The sequence below is a fragment of the Pseudoalteromonas sp. XMcav11-Q genome (assembly GCF_040104525.1).
Lineage (GTDB): Bacteria > Pseudomonadota > Gammaproteobacteria > Enterobacterales > Alteromonadaceae > Pseudoalteromonas.
Genome location: NZ_JBECOX010000009.1, coordinates 1 through 15022 on the forward strand (window position 1 = coordinate 1; position 15022 = coordinate 15022).

Sequence of the window (15022 nt, forward strand, 5' to 3'; positions counted from 1 at the left end):
TGCCCCAATTCGGGTAACCAATGTAAGTAGCTTTGCGTGGTTTTAATATCACTGTGTCCAAGCTGATGTTGAAGTTGGTGCAATGGCATGCCTGATTCAAGTTGATGTGTTGCATAAGCATGGCGTAATGCATGTGGATTACAGTGAGTTAAACCGCAATGTTGTGCATGCTCACGTAATGGTCTCCTAAAGCTTGATGCTGACATGGGTTTATCCATTAACCATCGTGAGTAAAACATCCACTTTGTTGGGTGATACATTTTCCAGTAACTGCGTAATTGGTTGAGTACGCTATCGGAGGCCACTACATAGCGTGACTTATCTCCTTTACCTTGCTCAATCAAAATGGTTTTTCGCTTTCCATCAATGTCTTGCACTTTAATATGTAAAAGCTCACCAATGCGTAAGCCACAACCATAGCAAACCACAATTAACGTTTTTAATCGCATATCCATACAGTTTTCTATCAGCCGCCGAATATCATCTCGAGATAAATAGGTTGATGCGCGAGTCTTCGCTTTTGGTAATGCGATATCTAGGTTCAGCGGTCGATATAAAATATGTTTAAACAAAAACCAAATACTATTTATTTGTACTTTTTGGCTTGCTCTAGAGAGTTTACGAATAGCCGGATCATTAAAAAAGGTATTCAGTTCATCACCGGTAATTGAATCGAGTGGTTTATTGAAATAGTGACTCAGTTTAAGTAGATGCTCACAGTAACTTTTGCATGTACATTGCGAATACCCTCGGTAGGCTATTTCTGTTTTGACTTGTTCTATGAGTGTGTTCATGACTTACCTCCAAGTTATGGGATAACCTCAAGGTAAGTGTGGCTCAGTTGGTGAGAGTTGGATCTCCGCGTAGCGGCTTAGTTCAACAATTTAATATCGAGCGATTGGGTCGTTTTTCTACAGCAATCTGTCTCGTTTTTGTCCCATGCCTATTGATAGCAAATTTAGGAAGTACTTACCAGCATTAAAGTTACGTTACATTGATCTAAATGTGAACACGACAAAAACGACCCACAGGGTCGTTTTCCTGACTATGGAAGAAACTCAATTACAATGGATGTATATACAGTTATTTAGGTGAAAGGATGAACGTCAGCTTTTCGCTCAAAGCCACCCTTAGAGCATTTACGTTAACTCATTTCGGGGCAGAAACATGTTAGTGCCGCAGTCCGCACCAGACCAATAACTTAAATGTCAGTATTCATAGCGTTCTATATTTGTACTCTGTCAGGTCAAAAATTAGCGCTTATTCACTTAATTGTGTTCACTTAATTGTGTTCACTTAATTGTGTTCACTTAATTGAATAAGTCACTTTACTCACTTGGATGATAATGGCGAATACCATTGTCATCCACCATGACGTAACAGCTATCGTGGTTTTGAAACGCTTTGTAAAACACCTCGTCATAAAGCAGCTTTTCGCTTTTCGTTTCGCCGCCAACTCCTTGATAACTAACCAACATGTGACATTCGTGACAAATAAGCGGATTCACCAAGCGCTTATCAGCAGCTTTGACTACTGCGGTTACTTCATACACTTTACCGTGCTCTTTATTTTTGAACCAAGTCATACACTAATTTCGCTCCAATTAAATCACTCAGCGCTGTTCCTACAGACTTAAACAAAGTAATTTCATTCTCGTTACTTCGACCTAGGTTATTTTTAGTCATTTCGCTAAGCTCTGCAACCACCTTATCGGGGCTAAACTTACCTTCACTGATCGGTAACAACAATTCGCCCGCCTCGTTCAATACATTTGCGCGACTATCTACAAAAACGCGGCTCTTAGTTACCGTTGTGGTATCAATTTCTCGACAATCTTTATGGTGATTGCCAATGCAGTCTATATGCGTGCCATCGCTCAACCACTCTCCATTGAACAAAGGCGTATGACTGCCTGTTGCACAGCTGATCACATCTGCCGAAGCAATAACAGATGCGGTTGCCTGCTGATACAATGAAAATTCCACTCCCTGATGCTGCGAGGACAATAGCTCCAGCAACAGGCGTCCTTTTTCAGAATTACGTGCAATTATTGAAATTTTACTATAATTTCTAACACTTAAATGAGCATTAATCATGTAACTAGCTAAATTGCCTGAGCCAAAGAAAACCAAATGTTTGGCATGTTTAGGTGCTAAATACTCCGCGGCTAATGCTGACACAGCAGAGGTTCTCCACAATGTTACTTCGGTGCCGTCCACAAGCGCGAGCGGCTCACCGAACTGCCTAGAAAACAGCATGATTTTTGAGTAAAGGCTGGCTTTATCGTACTGGTTGTTATCTGGGAAATAGGTAAACGCCTTTACGCCAATCACATCGGCATTCCAAGCAGGTAAAACAGCAAAAGCGTCATGATTGTTGTGACTATTATCTAGCTCAAAAACTTGCCGTGTTGGTGTACCTGCTGGTTGCGCAAAACCCTGTTTAAGCGCTTGAATTAAGCTTGGGTAGTTGAGGTTATCCGCGACCTCTTGGCGAGTAATAATTTGCATCCCAACTCCTTAGTTCGTTAGCTGAAATACTTGTGGCGCGTGGGTTAAGCATTCAAAACCATTTTCAGTCACCAATATATCTTCTTCCAAGCGCACACCACCATAATTTGGAATGTAAATACCCGGCTCTATGGTAATGATATTGCCAGCTTCTAATTGGTGATCGACCCCAGGTTTAATAAACGGCTGCTCGTGTAGAAATAGCCCCACACCGTGACCAAGTCCCTCACCTGCGTATTGTGAAAAGTCACTATGACTTAACACATCGTGTGATGCGTTATTTAAATCTATGCAGTTAACGCCCGCTTTTATTAGCGCCAACGCAGCTCGCTGCGCATGTTGGACCGTGTCATAAATGGATTGTTGTTGCTTCGTCGGCTCCCCTAACACGTAACTTCGCGTCATATCAGAGCGATAGCCGCCTATTACCGCACCAAAGTCGATAAGTACTAAATCGCCTAGGTTAAGTTTTGTCTGTCCTGGGTTTCCGTGCGGTAAGGAAGAACGCGCACCAAATAATAGGATTGTGTCAAAAGAGAGTCCTTCTGAGCCTAGCTTTTGCATCTGATACTCAAGCTCAATTGCCGCGTCTCGCTCAGTGATCCCTACTTTTAACAAAGGCAGTGTATGGGCAAGCGCCGAGTCAGCTATCTCGGCGGCGCGTTTAATACAGTTAATTTCATAACCATCTTTAACTTGTCTTAGCGATTCCACCCAAAGCGGCGCGGCAATAAGCGTGGTATTTTTTGCGCTGATGTTTAATAAAACATAATCTGCGTGACTGATTTGATGCGCTTCAAATGCAAGCTGTCGCGGCCCATCCAATAATCTAAAAATACAATCAGGTAGCGTTTCTTTATCACGATTTCTTAAAATAACTTCGACTCCCACCGCTTCATCGCTAGCACGCTCAAAGTAACGATAATCGGTAATGAGTCGGTGTTGCCCATTTGAAGACATCAACAATGTTGCTGCATGACCGGTAAAGCCGGTTAAATATACAATATTCTCGTAGCCATAAATAATGATAGCGTCACTTTGGTGTTGTTGTAATTTATTGACTAAGCGTTGCTGTCTGGCTGCGTAATCTACATTCATCGTAGTAAAAATCCTCTTACTAATGGATCGTGGTCGTCTAAAATAAATTGGTGTCGGCCTGTAATATAGGCCACGCCCGAAACTATTGGGATCAACGATTTACTGTCATCACTAAGTTGATAACAAACATCTAAACCCAAGCCTAATATACCTTCAATAAAGATACGTTGGTTTGCGGCAAGCTCATCTCTGGCGGCAAGAATTGCAGCCCTACCACTGACCCCAGTCCCTGTTGGACTGCGATCTAATTCGCCATCGGCAAAAATGCACACATGCTTACTGTGAGCAGAGTCCGATTTTTGAGAATTGGAATAAAAAATCACACCATATAAAAATGCGAGGCGCGCATCGTCATGCACTAAGCTAATCTGTGTTGCAATTTCTTGTTTAAGCGTTAAACCTAACTGCTGAATGTAAGCTGCATTTTCTGACGTAAGAGCTAAATCGATTGTATCAGCGTCAATATAGGCATAAAACGCACCACCAAATGCAATATCCACTGAGATTAAACCAAATTCAGATGTCTTGACTTGCTTATCAAGTGTCACTACCTCTACTGGTACATTAGCAAATTCAGCTTGGCCGTCTCTTAGCCATGCGGTAATTAGCCCTGCAGGCGTATCTATCAACAACTGTTTCTTTGCGGGATTGTGCTGTAAAAATAGTGTAGCTAAAGCAATAATCGCATGACCACACATTGTTGAGTATCCTTCATTATGAAGAAATAACACGCCAAAATCGCTTTCTGGTAACTGCTTTTCAACGATAAGCGCACCATACATATCAGCATGACCCCTAGGCTCATACATCAGCGCGGTGCGATAGTGATCAAGATTTTCTACGCAGTATTGCCGTTTATCTAAAATAGTGTTGCCTTGAGGTTCAGGGAAACCATCGACAATTACCCGCAAAGGCTCTCCGGCGGTATGCATGTCAACCGTCTCTATTACTTCCGCGTGGCTCAGTATTTGCTCAAAATCTATTGTTAACGTCATCATACTCTCCGTGACATGAAATAAGCCAAACGTTTTGTTTGGCTTAAACCAAGAACTAGGTGCGTAGCACCCAGTCTTGGCTATCACCAGGGAAATTAAAACGTAAACCTTGCAACTAACGACGCGTAACGCTCAGTTTGTCGTAACGTTGTAATGCCGTAGTCAGGGTTAACGATTAAGCCATTTGCACCATCTAAAGATCGCTGTTCATTGATCCCAAGCGCTTTATCACTGTTTAGTAGGTTATAAACGGTGCCCTTGAGTAACAAGTCATGTCCCATAATATCTGTAGAGTAACTGAGTGATAAGTCTATCGTGGTTGCCCAAGGAAGATTACCTACACTACCGCGAGGGGCTGGGTTGCCATTTTCGTCGTAATGCGAAACATGGCCATAATCTTTACTTACGCATGCATCCCAAGGGCTTCCTGCGGTACAGCTATCTGTACCGACTGGGTGCTTAGAGAAATAGTTAGTCGGGCGACCTGACGACGCTCTTGCAACCAGACCCAAAGTTAACTCATCTGTGATATCGTAAGAACCTGATACTTTTATTGAATGGCGATGGTCATTCGGTAAATTACCATAGCCGTGATCCATCAGATCCGCGTAATCATAAGAAGTTGTCCAACCTGGATCTGCCTGATCGTTATCGGTTTTCACTAAACCTTCTGTATTACCATAGCTGTGTGACCAAGTATAAGAAGAATTAATCCGTAACTTGTCGGTAATATTTCCTTCTAAGGTAAATTCAAGTGCCAGATATTTACGCACAGCCTGTTGTAGGGCAAGCTCTTCTGCACTGAGTGTCACTTCATCGACTTGGCCATCGCCATCGAAGTCATAACTCATGGTGATCGCTTCACCCGGGTTATTTAGCACATAGTAAGAACCCTGACCGACATTGTCTTGGATACCGAGTTCGGCCAATTTCTTCGCAAGCACAGGACCAACATCCGTATCTTCAACACTGCGTCCAAGGTCTCGATAAATCGCTCTAACCCCAAATGCCATATCGTCAAAAACGGTGGTCTGATATCCTAAAGTCAATTCATCAGAATACATCGGCTTAAGGGTGGATGAAGCAATCAAACCGGGCTCTGTAATTCCGCGTTGACGCCAGCGTCTATCTCGAAGCATTTCCCCTCGACTTGGCGAGCCATCACTTAATAAAACAGGATAGCCATCACTGTCTACTTGATCGAGGTCGAAATACTCAAACCACTCTACTGAAGCCGAGCCTTGAGTGATGTTCATGTTGGCAGAAACAGGTTGAAAGTACCGCCCGTAAGTAAAGAAAACTTTGGATTCGCCATCACCGTTTAGGTCATAAATCGCTTGAAATCTAGGCGCAAGTTGGTTATCCATATCTACAAACGCTCTACCGTCAGTAACGGTATTTTCAAACTGACTATAACGCAGGCCCAGATTTAACACGAGTTGGTCGGTGACTTGCCAAGAATCATTGACGTAGAAAGCAAGCGAGTTAACCTCAGAATCAACCGTCCTTGTTCTTATTCGACGTTCGATATAATCCTGACCAAGCGCAGCACCAGAAATGCTCCCTTCACCAGCGGTTTTGATTGTCCACCAGCCTTCTGCGTCTCCAAGGCCATTTTGACCTTCAAAGTGATCTACCGTAACTTTAGTATAATCAACACCGAACAAAATGGAGTGGTAATCCAAATCGATATTAAAGTCGACTCTCGCTTGATCACGGATAAACTCTTGCTCAGAAACACTGCTGGCTGTATGACTTGATAAAGTAACGAATCCCTCTCTTTCATCCCAAACACCCGGCACTGTTGATGCGACAATATTTTCAACGTTTTCGGTCACTCGGCCCACCACAGCCGACACCGAGAAAAAGTCAGAAAAGTAACCACTATAATTGACACTGTAAACCTTGCCGCCATCTTCACCAGGAGCCGCAACCCCTTGTTTATCACCAATCACATCGCTTTCCCAGTCATAGGCATAGGTTTGCCGTGTCCATTCTCTTTTGTTATTCATGGCGGAAAAACCGATGGAATGGTCTTCATTGATGAACCAATCAACTTTTGCAAACCAGCGATCTTCATCTCGTTTTCTGTCATTGAAGGTCGTTTGCCCAGCCCAACGATTAACCTCCCGTCGAGGTGCATACAAACCATAGTAAAATAAGCTGTCCTCTATTAGTGCACCACTTGCCCAAACTTGTAGCTCTTTAAAAGAGTCGTATTCTTGCTCAGTATTAAGATTCACTGTGCCATTATCTAGGTAGTTTGAGTCGTGATAACTATGGGTTGAAGCAGGGTCTATTCTCACTTCTGCCCCTAAGTTAAATTCGTTATCCCCAGATTTAGAAATTGCGTTAACGATGCCACCTAGTGCGCCACCAAATTCAGGACTAATTCCCCCCGTTTTGATTTGAGTTTGTGAGATAGCTTCCCAAGGCAAACGAATTGAGCCTAAACCAGTTTGAATACTCGTGACATTTAGACCATTAAAATAGTAGCCATTCTCAGCCGATGAGGACCCACCGAAACTTGAGGCTCTATTAAATGAATCACCACCAGGCTCAGCTGTACCCGGTGCCAATAACGCTATACTTTCAAAGCCGGTATTTACTGGCATGACTTTAAGCTCGGCGTCTGTAAACGTTACTCCAGCAGTTGAAGAGGCCATATCCACACGTCGAATCGCCGTGCCAGTCACCGCTATCCGTTCTATGTCCTGCCCTTGTTGTAATAATTGAGCGTCTAAGATTAGCGCCTGTCCAATATTAAGCTCGACATCCTCTTCAATAACGGATTCGAATCCAGCTTTATTAATTGACACGCTGTAACGGCCAACAGGTAGATTACGCAAAATGTATTCGCCCTTGCCATTAGTTTGTACAGCAAACTTCAGCCCCTTGGATTTGTGTGTAAAGGTCAATTGAGCCTGAGATAACTCAGTACCTTGACCATTTACGATGCTCCCTTTCACAGTACTATTGCCATCTGCAGCAAATGCAGTAGAAGTCCCCAATGCTAGAGCAAGTGCTGATGCAGTGAGTGATTTACACAGTGTTTGCGCTGTTTTTTTGTTATTACGCATATTGTTGTCCTTTTGTTCCCATTGATTTGAGTGTTTTTTGGTAACGAACAAACAATACACAATTGATATATTGTATACAATATTAATTATGCAATTAATATTAATAAAAGTGATAACACTATGATTTATATAAAGATTATTTATATAACTTTTATTCCAGTCTGTTTCCTATGCCACTTGTAATCAGCGCAATTATCTGAAAAAGTAGATAGAAAACAACTTAACCAACTGAAATATAACACATTTAAAGCTCAACCTATTTTATTAGTGCCCATTCCAGTAAAATTGAATCTACTTCAACCCAGCCTTTAACTTACTCGCTTTACGCTTCATATAAATTCGCCATAACCCAATCAAATTACTCACCAAAAAAGTACTTTCTAACACAATCGCCATGGGAGAGCCGATATAACAATTATGTATCAGCCAACACACCGTACCTAACATCATCACACACCGAAATACCACTTGCTTTCGAATAAATGCACCAAATGTCAATAAAATACTACCAATAACAGCATAAAGTTCGTAATTTGCATTTAATTGTACTAAAGGTGGCACTGTATTGAGTAGTAGAAACCCGATAAGCAAGCGCTTTGACTGCGACTTGATAAACACCAGATATCTGAGGCTCGCAACCGCCATAAGCAAAGCACCAGCCATAGCATCAAGTAGATAGAAGTGAATTGCAGTGAGTGCAGTCGACAAGCTTAGTGCCAATAACACCTGCTGGCGTTTCATAAATTGAAATGAGGCGAGATCGAGTAAAACAGCAAGGGTAACCAAAACTTGAGATAATAAGAACATGACAAACTCCTAAAAGAAGCATTGTCACAGGCTGTTAGCTAACTGTAATTCACCTAAGTTAATTTTCGACCGCTATTTTCCTAAACGGTACTTTTATTGTAATTTCGACACCTTGTAATTTCGCCGTTTTACAGCGGATCTCGCCTTTTAAAAGTTGCGTAACCAAATTATAAACAATATGCATGCCTAATCCGCATCCGCCTTGATTACGTTTTGTGGTTACAAATGGCTCAAACAAGGTCTTTTGCATTGCTTCGTCCATGCCGACACCATTGTCGCAGTATACAATAGTCCAGTGGCTATCCGTCGCCTCGACTAACACGCTAACCGTACCAGAGGCACTCCCCTCAAAGCCATGGATAACGGAGTTGTTAAATAGGTTTGCCATTATTTGATAAACCGCGCCTGGATAGGTGGAGAGATTTACATCAGCATTCCCATCTATAGACAAATATACTTCTTTATTTTTAGCCAATGGCTTAAGTGAGTCAAATACGTCATTGATATATTCAAGCAGGTTAATATCACGCTCAGTCTCACTGGATTGATCTACTGCGACTTGCTTAAAGTTACTAATAAGGCTTTCAGCTCTTTGCAGATTGCGACTAATCAGCAGATACCCTTCTTGCTGTGCATCGATGGAGGAAACCAAATCTTTTTGCTTAAGGGTTTTATTCTCAAGCTTTTCTACCAACTCAGATAAACAATCTTCGTTATGAGAAAGCGCTGTGATAGCAATACCCAAAGGTGTATTGATCTCATGCGCAACCCCCGCAACCACAACACCTAAAGAAGCCATTTTTTCACTTTCAATCAAGTCTTCTTGCGTTTGCTTTAACTCAAACATTGCTTGCTCAAGTTTTTGATTCTTTTTATATAGCTCATCGGTGCGCATCGCAACTTTTATCTCAAGTTGCTCGTTTAACGACTGCAAGGCTTGTTGATGTGCTTTCAAATCAGCAATATCTTTCAGTGCCCCCGCTATCCGCGTTGCTCTACCATTATCATCTCGTGCAACTACCTTTCCTCTATCTAATACCCAGATCCACTCTCCCTGTTGATCTTTAACTCGAATAGACAATTCATATACGTCTTCACGGCCGTCCACACAAGATTGCAGGCGCTCCTCAAGTAACACACAATCTTTAGGGTGTACAAACTGGTCAAGCTCATTGAGAATAAGTTTATCTTGGAGATCACTAAAATCGATCCTTGGATTTACGCTGTAACGATAAATTTTACCCGACTCAACATGCCAATCCCAAAGTTCATCACCACTTGCCCACAATGACAACTCTAACCGCTCTTGTAACGCTGACATTTTCTGATTATCCCGCAGCACTTGCTGATAACGCCGTTGTCTCGCTCGAACAAATGCTGCAATGATAAGCACAATGACTAGGGTATAAAGGGTCTTCGAGTAAGCGTTCCACCAAATTGGTGCAGCGATATAAATGCTAAACTCGTGAACGGGCGACTGCATATTAAAGCGATTAACAGTATAGGTTTCTACTCGATAGGTGCCAGGCTCAAGCTGGAGTAAATTTATTTGCCTTGCTCCATTTGCAAGTTTCAGCCACTTGTCGCTTAGTCCTTTAATACGGTAATAAAAGCTCAGCTTCTCAGAGCCAAAGTCTAGACTTGAATATTGCAACGATATGATATTTTGGTCATAGCGTAATCGTAATGACCCCGCAAGCTCTGGCGCAACAGAGAGGATCCCATCGAGACTTGGCTGTAAAGGCTCGCCCAGTAATTCGATTGTGGAAACTAAAATAGGCCGCGCGGTATTTGAAATTGATACATTCTGGGGGAAGAACTGATTAAATCCTTTGGCTCCACCCATAAAAATTCGGCCGTCAGGGGCTTTCCATGCGGCATTGTAGTTGAATTCGTGCGCTTGTACGCCGTCAATTGGAAGAAAATTATCAATGGCAAAATCCATTACATTAATGCGCGACAGCCCACCACTGGTGCCAAGCCACATATATTCATAGTCATCATAAACCAGCCCCCACACGGCTTGGTTTCCTAGTCCTTCTTGCTCTCCTATGGTTCGGACAACTTTCATTTGCTTATCAACTAAACTAATGCCCGCTTCACTTGCAACCCAGATACGTTGCCACGGGTCTTCATCTATCATAAAAACTAAATTCGACTTTAAGCCATCCTGCGTAGTCAGATTATGGAGCTGGCCTTTACTAAACTTGAACAACCCCTCACCTATAGTGCCAAACCATAAATCTTGCCCAACAACTTTAAATGAAGATACATGTGAAGGTGCATCTGAACGATTTTCGAAAAACTGCACTAGGGTTTTAGACTCCACGTCGTACCTCATAAGACCTAGTGTTCTGGAACTTACCAAAATCTGTGATTGGTATTCGATAACATCATTAAAGCTAAGCTCTGGACCATTATTCGAGTTGGGCATCAAATGGCTGTATTCCCCTTGGGTTAAAGCATACCTAACAACGCCATCACCTCTTGTTGTTACCCACAAGGTATCATCATAGATCTTTACTTGCGTGATAAAGCTCCCTTTGATTGCAGATAAACTCGGGAAAATTCGATGTGCTTCGATAAAGCTCGATTTTTGATAAATATATAAACCCGATGACGTACCTATCCAAAAACGCTCGCTACTGTCTAGTGCGAAATTCCTAACATCAGGATGCCCCAAAGGAGCATGCGGAAAGTTTTGTTCACCAACGTGACCAAACGATTCGCTCAGCTGACTAAAAAAGTGCAGCCCCTGTGACTCCGTCCCTATCCATAAATCGCCGTTTCTATCTCGTTGAACACTAAGTACATTGTTATCTTGTAGACCATCATATTGTTCTGCACGGCGATACCAATGCCGCTTGATACTACCTTGCAGATCTAAAATAAACACTCCTGTATTGGAAGCAACGAGTATCTCATTCGCCCTTACTTTAATTTGGTGAATGCTGAGGTTTACTTTCGCACTGACCGACTTTTGCCATTGCACTTTATTGAACTGAGTGTCGAAACTAATGATTTTATCATCCGAATCAACCACGAATATCCTTCCGTGGGAAAGCGACAGTGTTTTAAACTCACCTTCCAACAGAACGTTCGCACCTACTTTGTCTTTTGGCTGACTGACTAGGCCATCTGCATTGAGGTAAACAAATGCATCCCTTGTTTCTTGGACTTCACGAACAAATTTACCAGTTAAATAAAGTTTTTCAGGCATTAAGGTTTGGTAGTTAACTCGGTAAGCATCGCCCTCTTCTGTTGATACTGTCACTGATTCACCATAACATGCCACTTTTTTAACTCTATCGGAGCTAACCGCCTCATTCTGCGCCGCTAAGATAGAGCGAAAGGTCCCCGCTTCAGTATCGTAAATGCTAAGCCCAGTACTTGTTCCAACCCAGATATATTTGCCACTGTGGCATAGTGAGGTAATAAAGCCACCAGAGAGATGATGTTTGGAGTTCTGCTTTACTTCAAATTGAACAAAATCATGACCATCAAAACGATTTAGGCCAGACTGTGTGCCAACCCAAATGTACCCGAGTTGATCTTGCGCAATGGCAGTGATAGTGACCTGACTGAGGCCAGAATTATAGTCATAACGTCGCATAACCTGCGCCGTATCGCTAAATTCGGGAAAACTGGCGGCACAAGGAAAACTCGGTAATAACAACAGCAGCAACACACAAAACCATTTCAGTGTGCTGTATGGTACAACGAACAGAGACATGCGCTTGAGTAGAGTCATATAGTCGAGATGTTAGCCCGCGTTATATTAACTATAGCAAAAGCGAAAAAGAGCATGTATTTTTTGATGGGTTTAGCGCATCACGCAAGCTCACTCGTACAGCCAAGCTAAGCTACAAATAGCTAAAATAGGTTTATTCAATTCTAAAATCTATTACCAAGGCTTATAACTCAAAATGACTGTGGATCCCCGTGCCGTGCAGTAGCTCATACTTCTCTAGCAAGCCGTTTTCAAGCGTTACTAAACTAATCGCAGAGTCTGACACCAAATAGCCATGTTTTTTTAGCGATGAAGGATGCTTACTTACCGATAGCTGCCAGCGTTTCGTAAAGAGATTCAGAGGACTATATTTGGCATACAAAATCGTGTCCATCTTATCTAAAATATTGATAAGCGGCTTTGGAAATTCGTTTTTTATCCCTGATGCGGTTAGCTGCCAAATGCGGTTATCATGACGACCAAAACGAGCCTGAACCGAAAAGCAAAACGAATAATGTACATCGCCTGAGAGTATAATGGTTTCTTTAGGTGTATCTGGACGCTTAAAAATTTCAATTAGCTTTTTCGCAGCCCCTTCATGTGCCATCCAATTTTCCACATCCACCACCAACGGTTCACCACAGGTGTTAAATATGGCTTGTATGGTTTCGATTGCCTTTACCCCAAATACTGGCGCAGGACTGACCATCAATACTGCACTGTGGTCAATAAGCGTGTCTTGCAGCTCCATCAACATTTCCCAGTCGAGTAAACCACTTGGTTCATTGAAATCCTGTTCATTACGCCACCGATGTGTACGAGTATCTAGCACCACCACTTTTGGAAACGTATCTAAACAATAATGCCAGTGTGTGAATCGACGAACTTGTTTGTCAAACGCCGAAAAGTGCCATTCGTTGTCAATCAGGCTTGAATTAAAAGCTGATGTCAGCGCCCCGCTATACTCAAACGCATCATTACCAATGCCTTGAAACAGCCAATAGCTAATGATGCCATTACTGATAATGCGTCGACTCACTTTATGGTTCGCAATTGCCTGTTCCCATTTAGCCGTCAAGTTCCAATCATCGGTCACATCATGGTCGTCAAACATCATTAGTACAGGCACGTTCGCACACAACCGCTCAGCGCTAGGCAACGTTTCAACAAAGCCTTTTAAGGCGTCAAGTTCGGACTCAAATATTCGCCTAACTTTGTCGTTACCACCATCATAATGAAGCGCATCAAAGTTAACCAACTGCCAAGCAAGATGAGAGAAGTTTAACAGGTAACAGGCGACAAACTCTTCGAAGAAAATTAGGTGATTAAAGGCCTTAACACTAGAAAAGTGCGGTTCATCCTTTCGAAACCAATAGCCTGGTGAAAACTTTGAGCGCTCCTGCCATGGCGTCTTTGGTAAATATAAGTGACGATGGTAAAGCTGAGCTTGTTGATCAGCTGGTAGGTGCATTGGCAATTTCGTTTCTTTAAACAAACCCAATCGCGCTATAAGTTGGTTAATAGCCAACAACATGGCGCCGGCAACATCATCTGCATAGATCTGATCGCCAGAAAAAATACACAAGTCAGCCCCTAGCTCACCGAGTTCGCGTTGCTGCTCTTGCCACTGATCTGCAGTATGTAGACTGTCTTTTGCGTGGTGATGCGGGTTACGGCATGAGCCATGTAATATTTGCTTGAGCAAAGCAGGTATCGCAAAGCTAAGCTCTTCTCCATAACGCAGATAATCTGGCTTATACGCGGCACCGTTAATAAGCACTTGATACTCGAGCAGCTGCGCTGTTGGCAGAGCCTTCTCGCTGCATATCATCAAAAAATGCAAAAAGCAGGCTGCACCGAGCTGAAACGTCTCAACCTCACATCGACTGTGATGGGCCAACAGCGAAGCCGAAATGTCCACGGCTTCACAAGTAACAACCTGAATACAAATTTTATTCTGCTCAGCTCGGCGAACCAGCGGGCCCATCAACACCTGAGGTAGCTGATTAAGTTGTGCTACCATCTTGGCGTTTCACCAAATTAAATAAAGAGTAAAAGTTATTCGTGGTTTGCTCTGCAAGCGCTTTGTAGCTCATTCCTTTTAAGTCAGCAATATAATACGCAACGTCTTGTACGTAAGCAGGCTGGTTAGTTTTACCACGATGCGGGACAGGTGCAAGATAAGGTGAATCGGTTTCAATCAGCAATCGGTCCATAGGGATTTGCTTAACGACTTCTTGAAGCGCCGTCGCATTTTTAAACGTCACAATACCTGAGATTGAAATGTAAAAACCAAGGTCTAGTGCCTGTTTTGCCATCGGCCAATCTTCAGTGAAACAGTGCAACACGCCACCGCAATTTTGCGCATTGTGGGCACGCATGATGTCTATCGTGTCCGCTTTTGCATCGCGAGTATGAATGATCAGTGGTTTTTGTAGCTGATTAGCCACATCTATGTGTCCAGCAAAGCTTTCTTGCTGTACCTGATGCGTATCTTTTGAATAATAATAATCTAATCCAGTTTCACCAATAGCAACGACTTTATCATTACTCGCCAGCTGTATTAGCCTTTCAACATCCAATTTATCTTTTTGATCTAGTGGATGTACCCCACAAGATGCAGAAACATCATCAAAATGGGCTATTTTTTCTAACATGGATGGAAATTGGTCTAGCGTCACGCTAACGCATAAAAAGTGTTCTACTTGTTTTTGTCTCGCGTTGCTGAGTACTTCTTCAAGGCTTAGGCCTAACTTTTCAAAATCGAGTCTATCTAAATGACAGTGAGAGTCTACAATCAT

At 42.6% G+C, this 15022-nt stretch carries 10 protein-coding genes; all 10 read right to left on the reverse strand.

The window, feature by feature from the left end; translation table 11 throughout:
* A partial coding sequence (locus tag ABMY45_RS14885; protein WP_349289080.1) for a tyrosine-type recombinase/integrase occupies positions 1–794 on the reverse strand: 794 nt, incomplete at its 3' end.
* 534 nt (positions 795–1328) lie between these two features.
* Positions 1329–1586 carry a hypothetical protein gene (locus tag ABMY45_RS14890; protein WP_017217477.1) on the reverse strand — a complete coding sequence of 86 codons (258 nt, stop codon included), beginning with the start codon at positions 1584–1586 and terminating at the stop codon, positions 1329–1331.
* Complete coding sequence (locus ABMY45_RS14895; protein WP_349289081.1) at positions 1567–2511, reverse strand: ornithine cyclodeaminase family protein; 945 nt, start codon at positions 2509–2511, stop codon at positions 1567–1569. The genes ABMY45_RS14890 and ABMY45_RS14895 overlap by 20 nt, the downstream gene beginning before the upstream one ends.
* Positions 2512–2520: 9 nt before the next feature.
* Entirely contained in the window at positions 2521–3609 is a 1089-nt protein-coding gene (locus tag ABMY45_RS14900; RefSeq protein ID WP_349289082.1) for a Xaa-Pro peptidase family protein, read from the reverse strand.
* Positions 3606–4604, reverse strand: a complete 999-nt coding sequence (locus ABMY45_RS14905) for a proline racemase family protein (protein ID WP_349289144.1) — start codon at positions 4602–4604, stop codon at positions 3606–3608. The genes ABMY45_RS14900 and ABMY45_RS14905 overlap by 4 nt, the downstream gene beginning before the upstream one ends.
* 95 nt (positions 4605–4699) lie before the next feature.
* Positions 4700–7684, reverse strand: coding sequence for a TonB-dependent receptor (locus ABMY45_RS14910; protein ID WP_349289083.1), 2985 nt, complete (start codon positions 7682–7684; stop codon positions 4700–4702).
* Positions 7685–7975: 291 nt separating this feature from the next.
* Positions 7976–8491, reverse strand: coding sequence for a YgjV family protein (locus ABMY45_RS14915; RefSeq protein ID WP_174168927.1), 516 nt, complete (start codon positions 8489–8491; stop codon positions 7976–7978).
* 58 nt (positions 8492–8549) lie between these two features.
* Positions 8550–12242 carry an ATP-binding protein gene (locus ABMY45_RS14920; protein ID WP_349289084.1) on the reverse strand — a complete coding sequence of 1231 codons (3693 nt, stop codon included), beginning with the start codon at positions 12240–12242 and terminating at the stop codon, positions 8550–8552.
* Positions 12243–12405: 163 nt separating this feature from the next.
* The gene (locus tag ABMY45_RS14925) at positions 12406–14244 is read right to left on the reverse strand and encodes an alkaline phosphatase D family protein (protein ID WP_206472867.1); all 1839 of its coding nucleotides are present in this window, start codon (positions 14242–14244) and stop codon (positions 12406–12408) included.
* Entirely contained in the window at positions 14228–15022 is a 795-nt protein-coding gene (locus ABMY45_RS14930; protein WP_045990081.1) for a YchF/TatD family DNA exonuclease, read from the reverse strand. The genes ABMY45_RS14925 and ABMY45_RS14930 overlap by 17 nt, the downstream gene beginning before the upstream one ends.

Excerpts from the sequence above, each read along its gene's own strand:
- ABMY45_RS14915 (WP_174168927.1), bottom strand. The coding sequence starts at position 8,491 with ATGTTCTTATTATCTCAAGTTTTGGTTACCCTTGCTGTTTTACTCGAT.
- ABMY45_RS14905 (WP_349289144.1), bottom strand. The coding sequence starts at position 4,604 with ATGACGTTAACAATAGATTTTGAGCAAATACTGAGCCACGCGGAAGTA.
- ABMY45_RS14920 (WP_349289084.1), bottom strand. The coding sequence starts at position 12,242 with ATGACTCTACTCAAGCGCATGTCTCTGTTCGTTGTACCATACAGCACA.
- ABMY45_RS14890 (WP_017217477.1), bottom strand. The coding sequence starts at position 1,586 with ATGACTTGGTTCAAAAATAAAGAGCACGGTAAAGTGTATGAAGTAACC.
- ABMY45_RS14910 (WP_349289083.1), bottom strand. The coding sequence starts at position 7,684 with ATGCGTAATAACAAAAAAACAGCGCAAACACTGTGTAAATCACTCACT.
- ABMY45_RS14930 (WP_045990081.1), bottom strand. The coding sequence starts at position 15,022 with ATGATTGTAGACTCTCACTGTCATTTAGATAGACTCGATTTTGAAAAG.
- ABMY45_RS14895 (WP_349289081.1), bottom strand. The coding sequence starts at position 2,511 with ATGCAAATTATTACTCGCCAAGAGGTCGCGGATAACCTCAACTACCCA.
- ABMY45_RS14900 (WP_349289082.1), bottom strand. The coding sequence starts at position 3,609 with ATGAATGTAGATTACGCAGCCAGACAGCAACGCTTAGTCAATAAATTA.
- ABMY45_RS14925 (WP_206472867.1), bottom strand. The coding sequence starts at position 14,244 with ATGGTAGCACAACTTAATCAGCTACCTCAGGTGTTGATGGGCCCGCTG.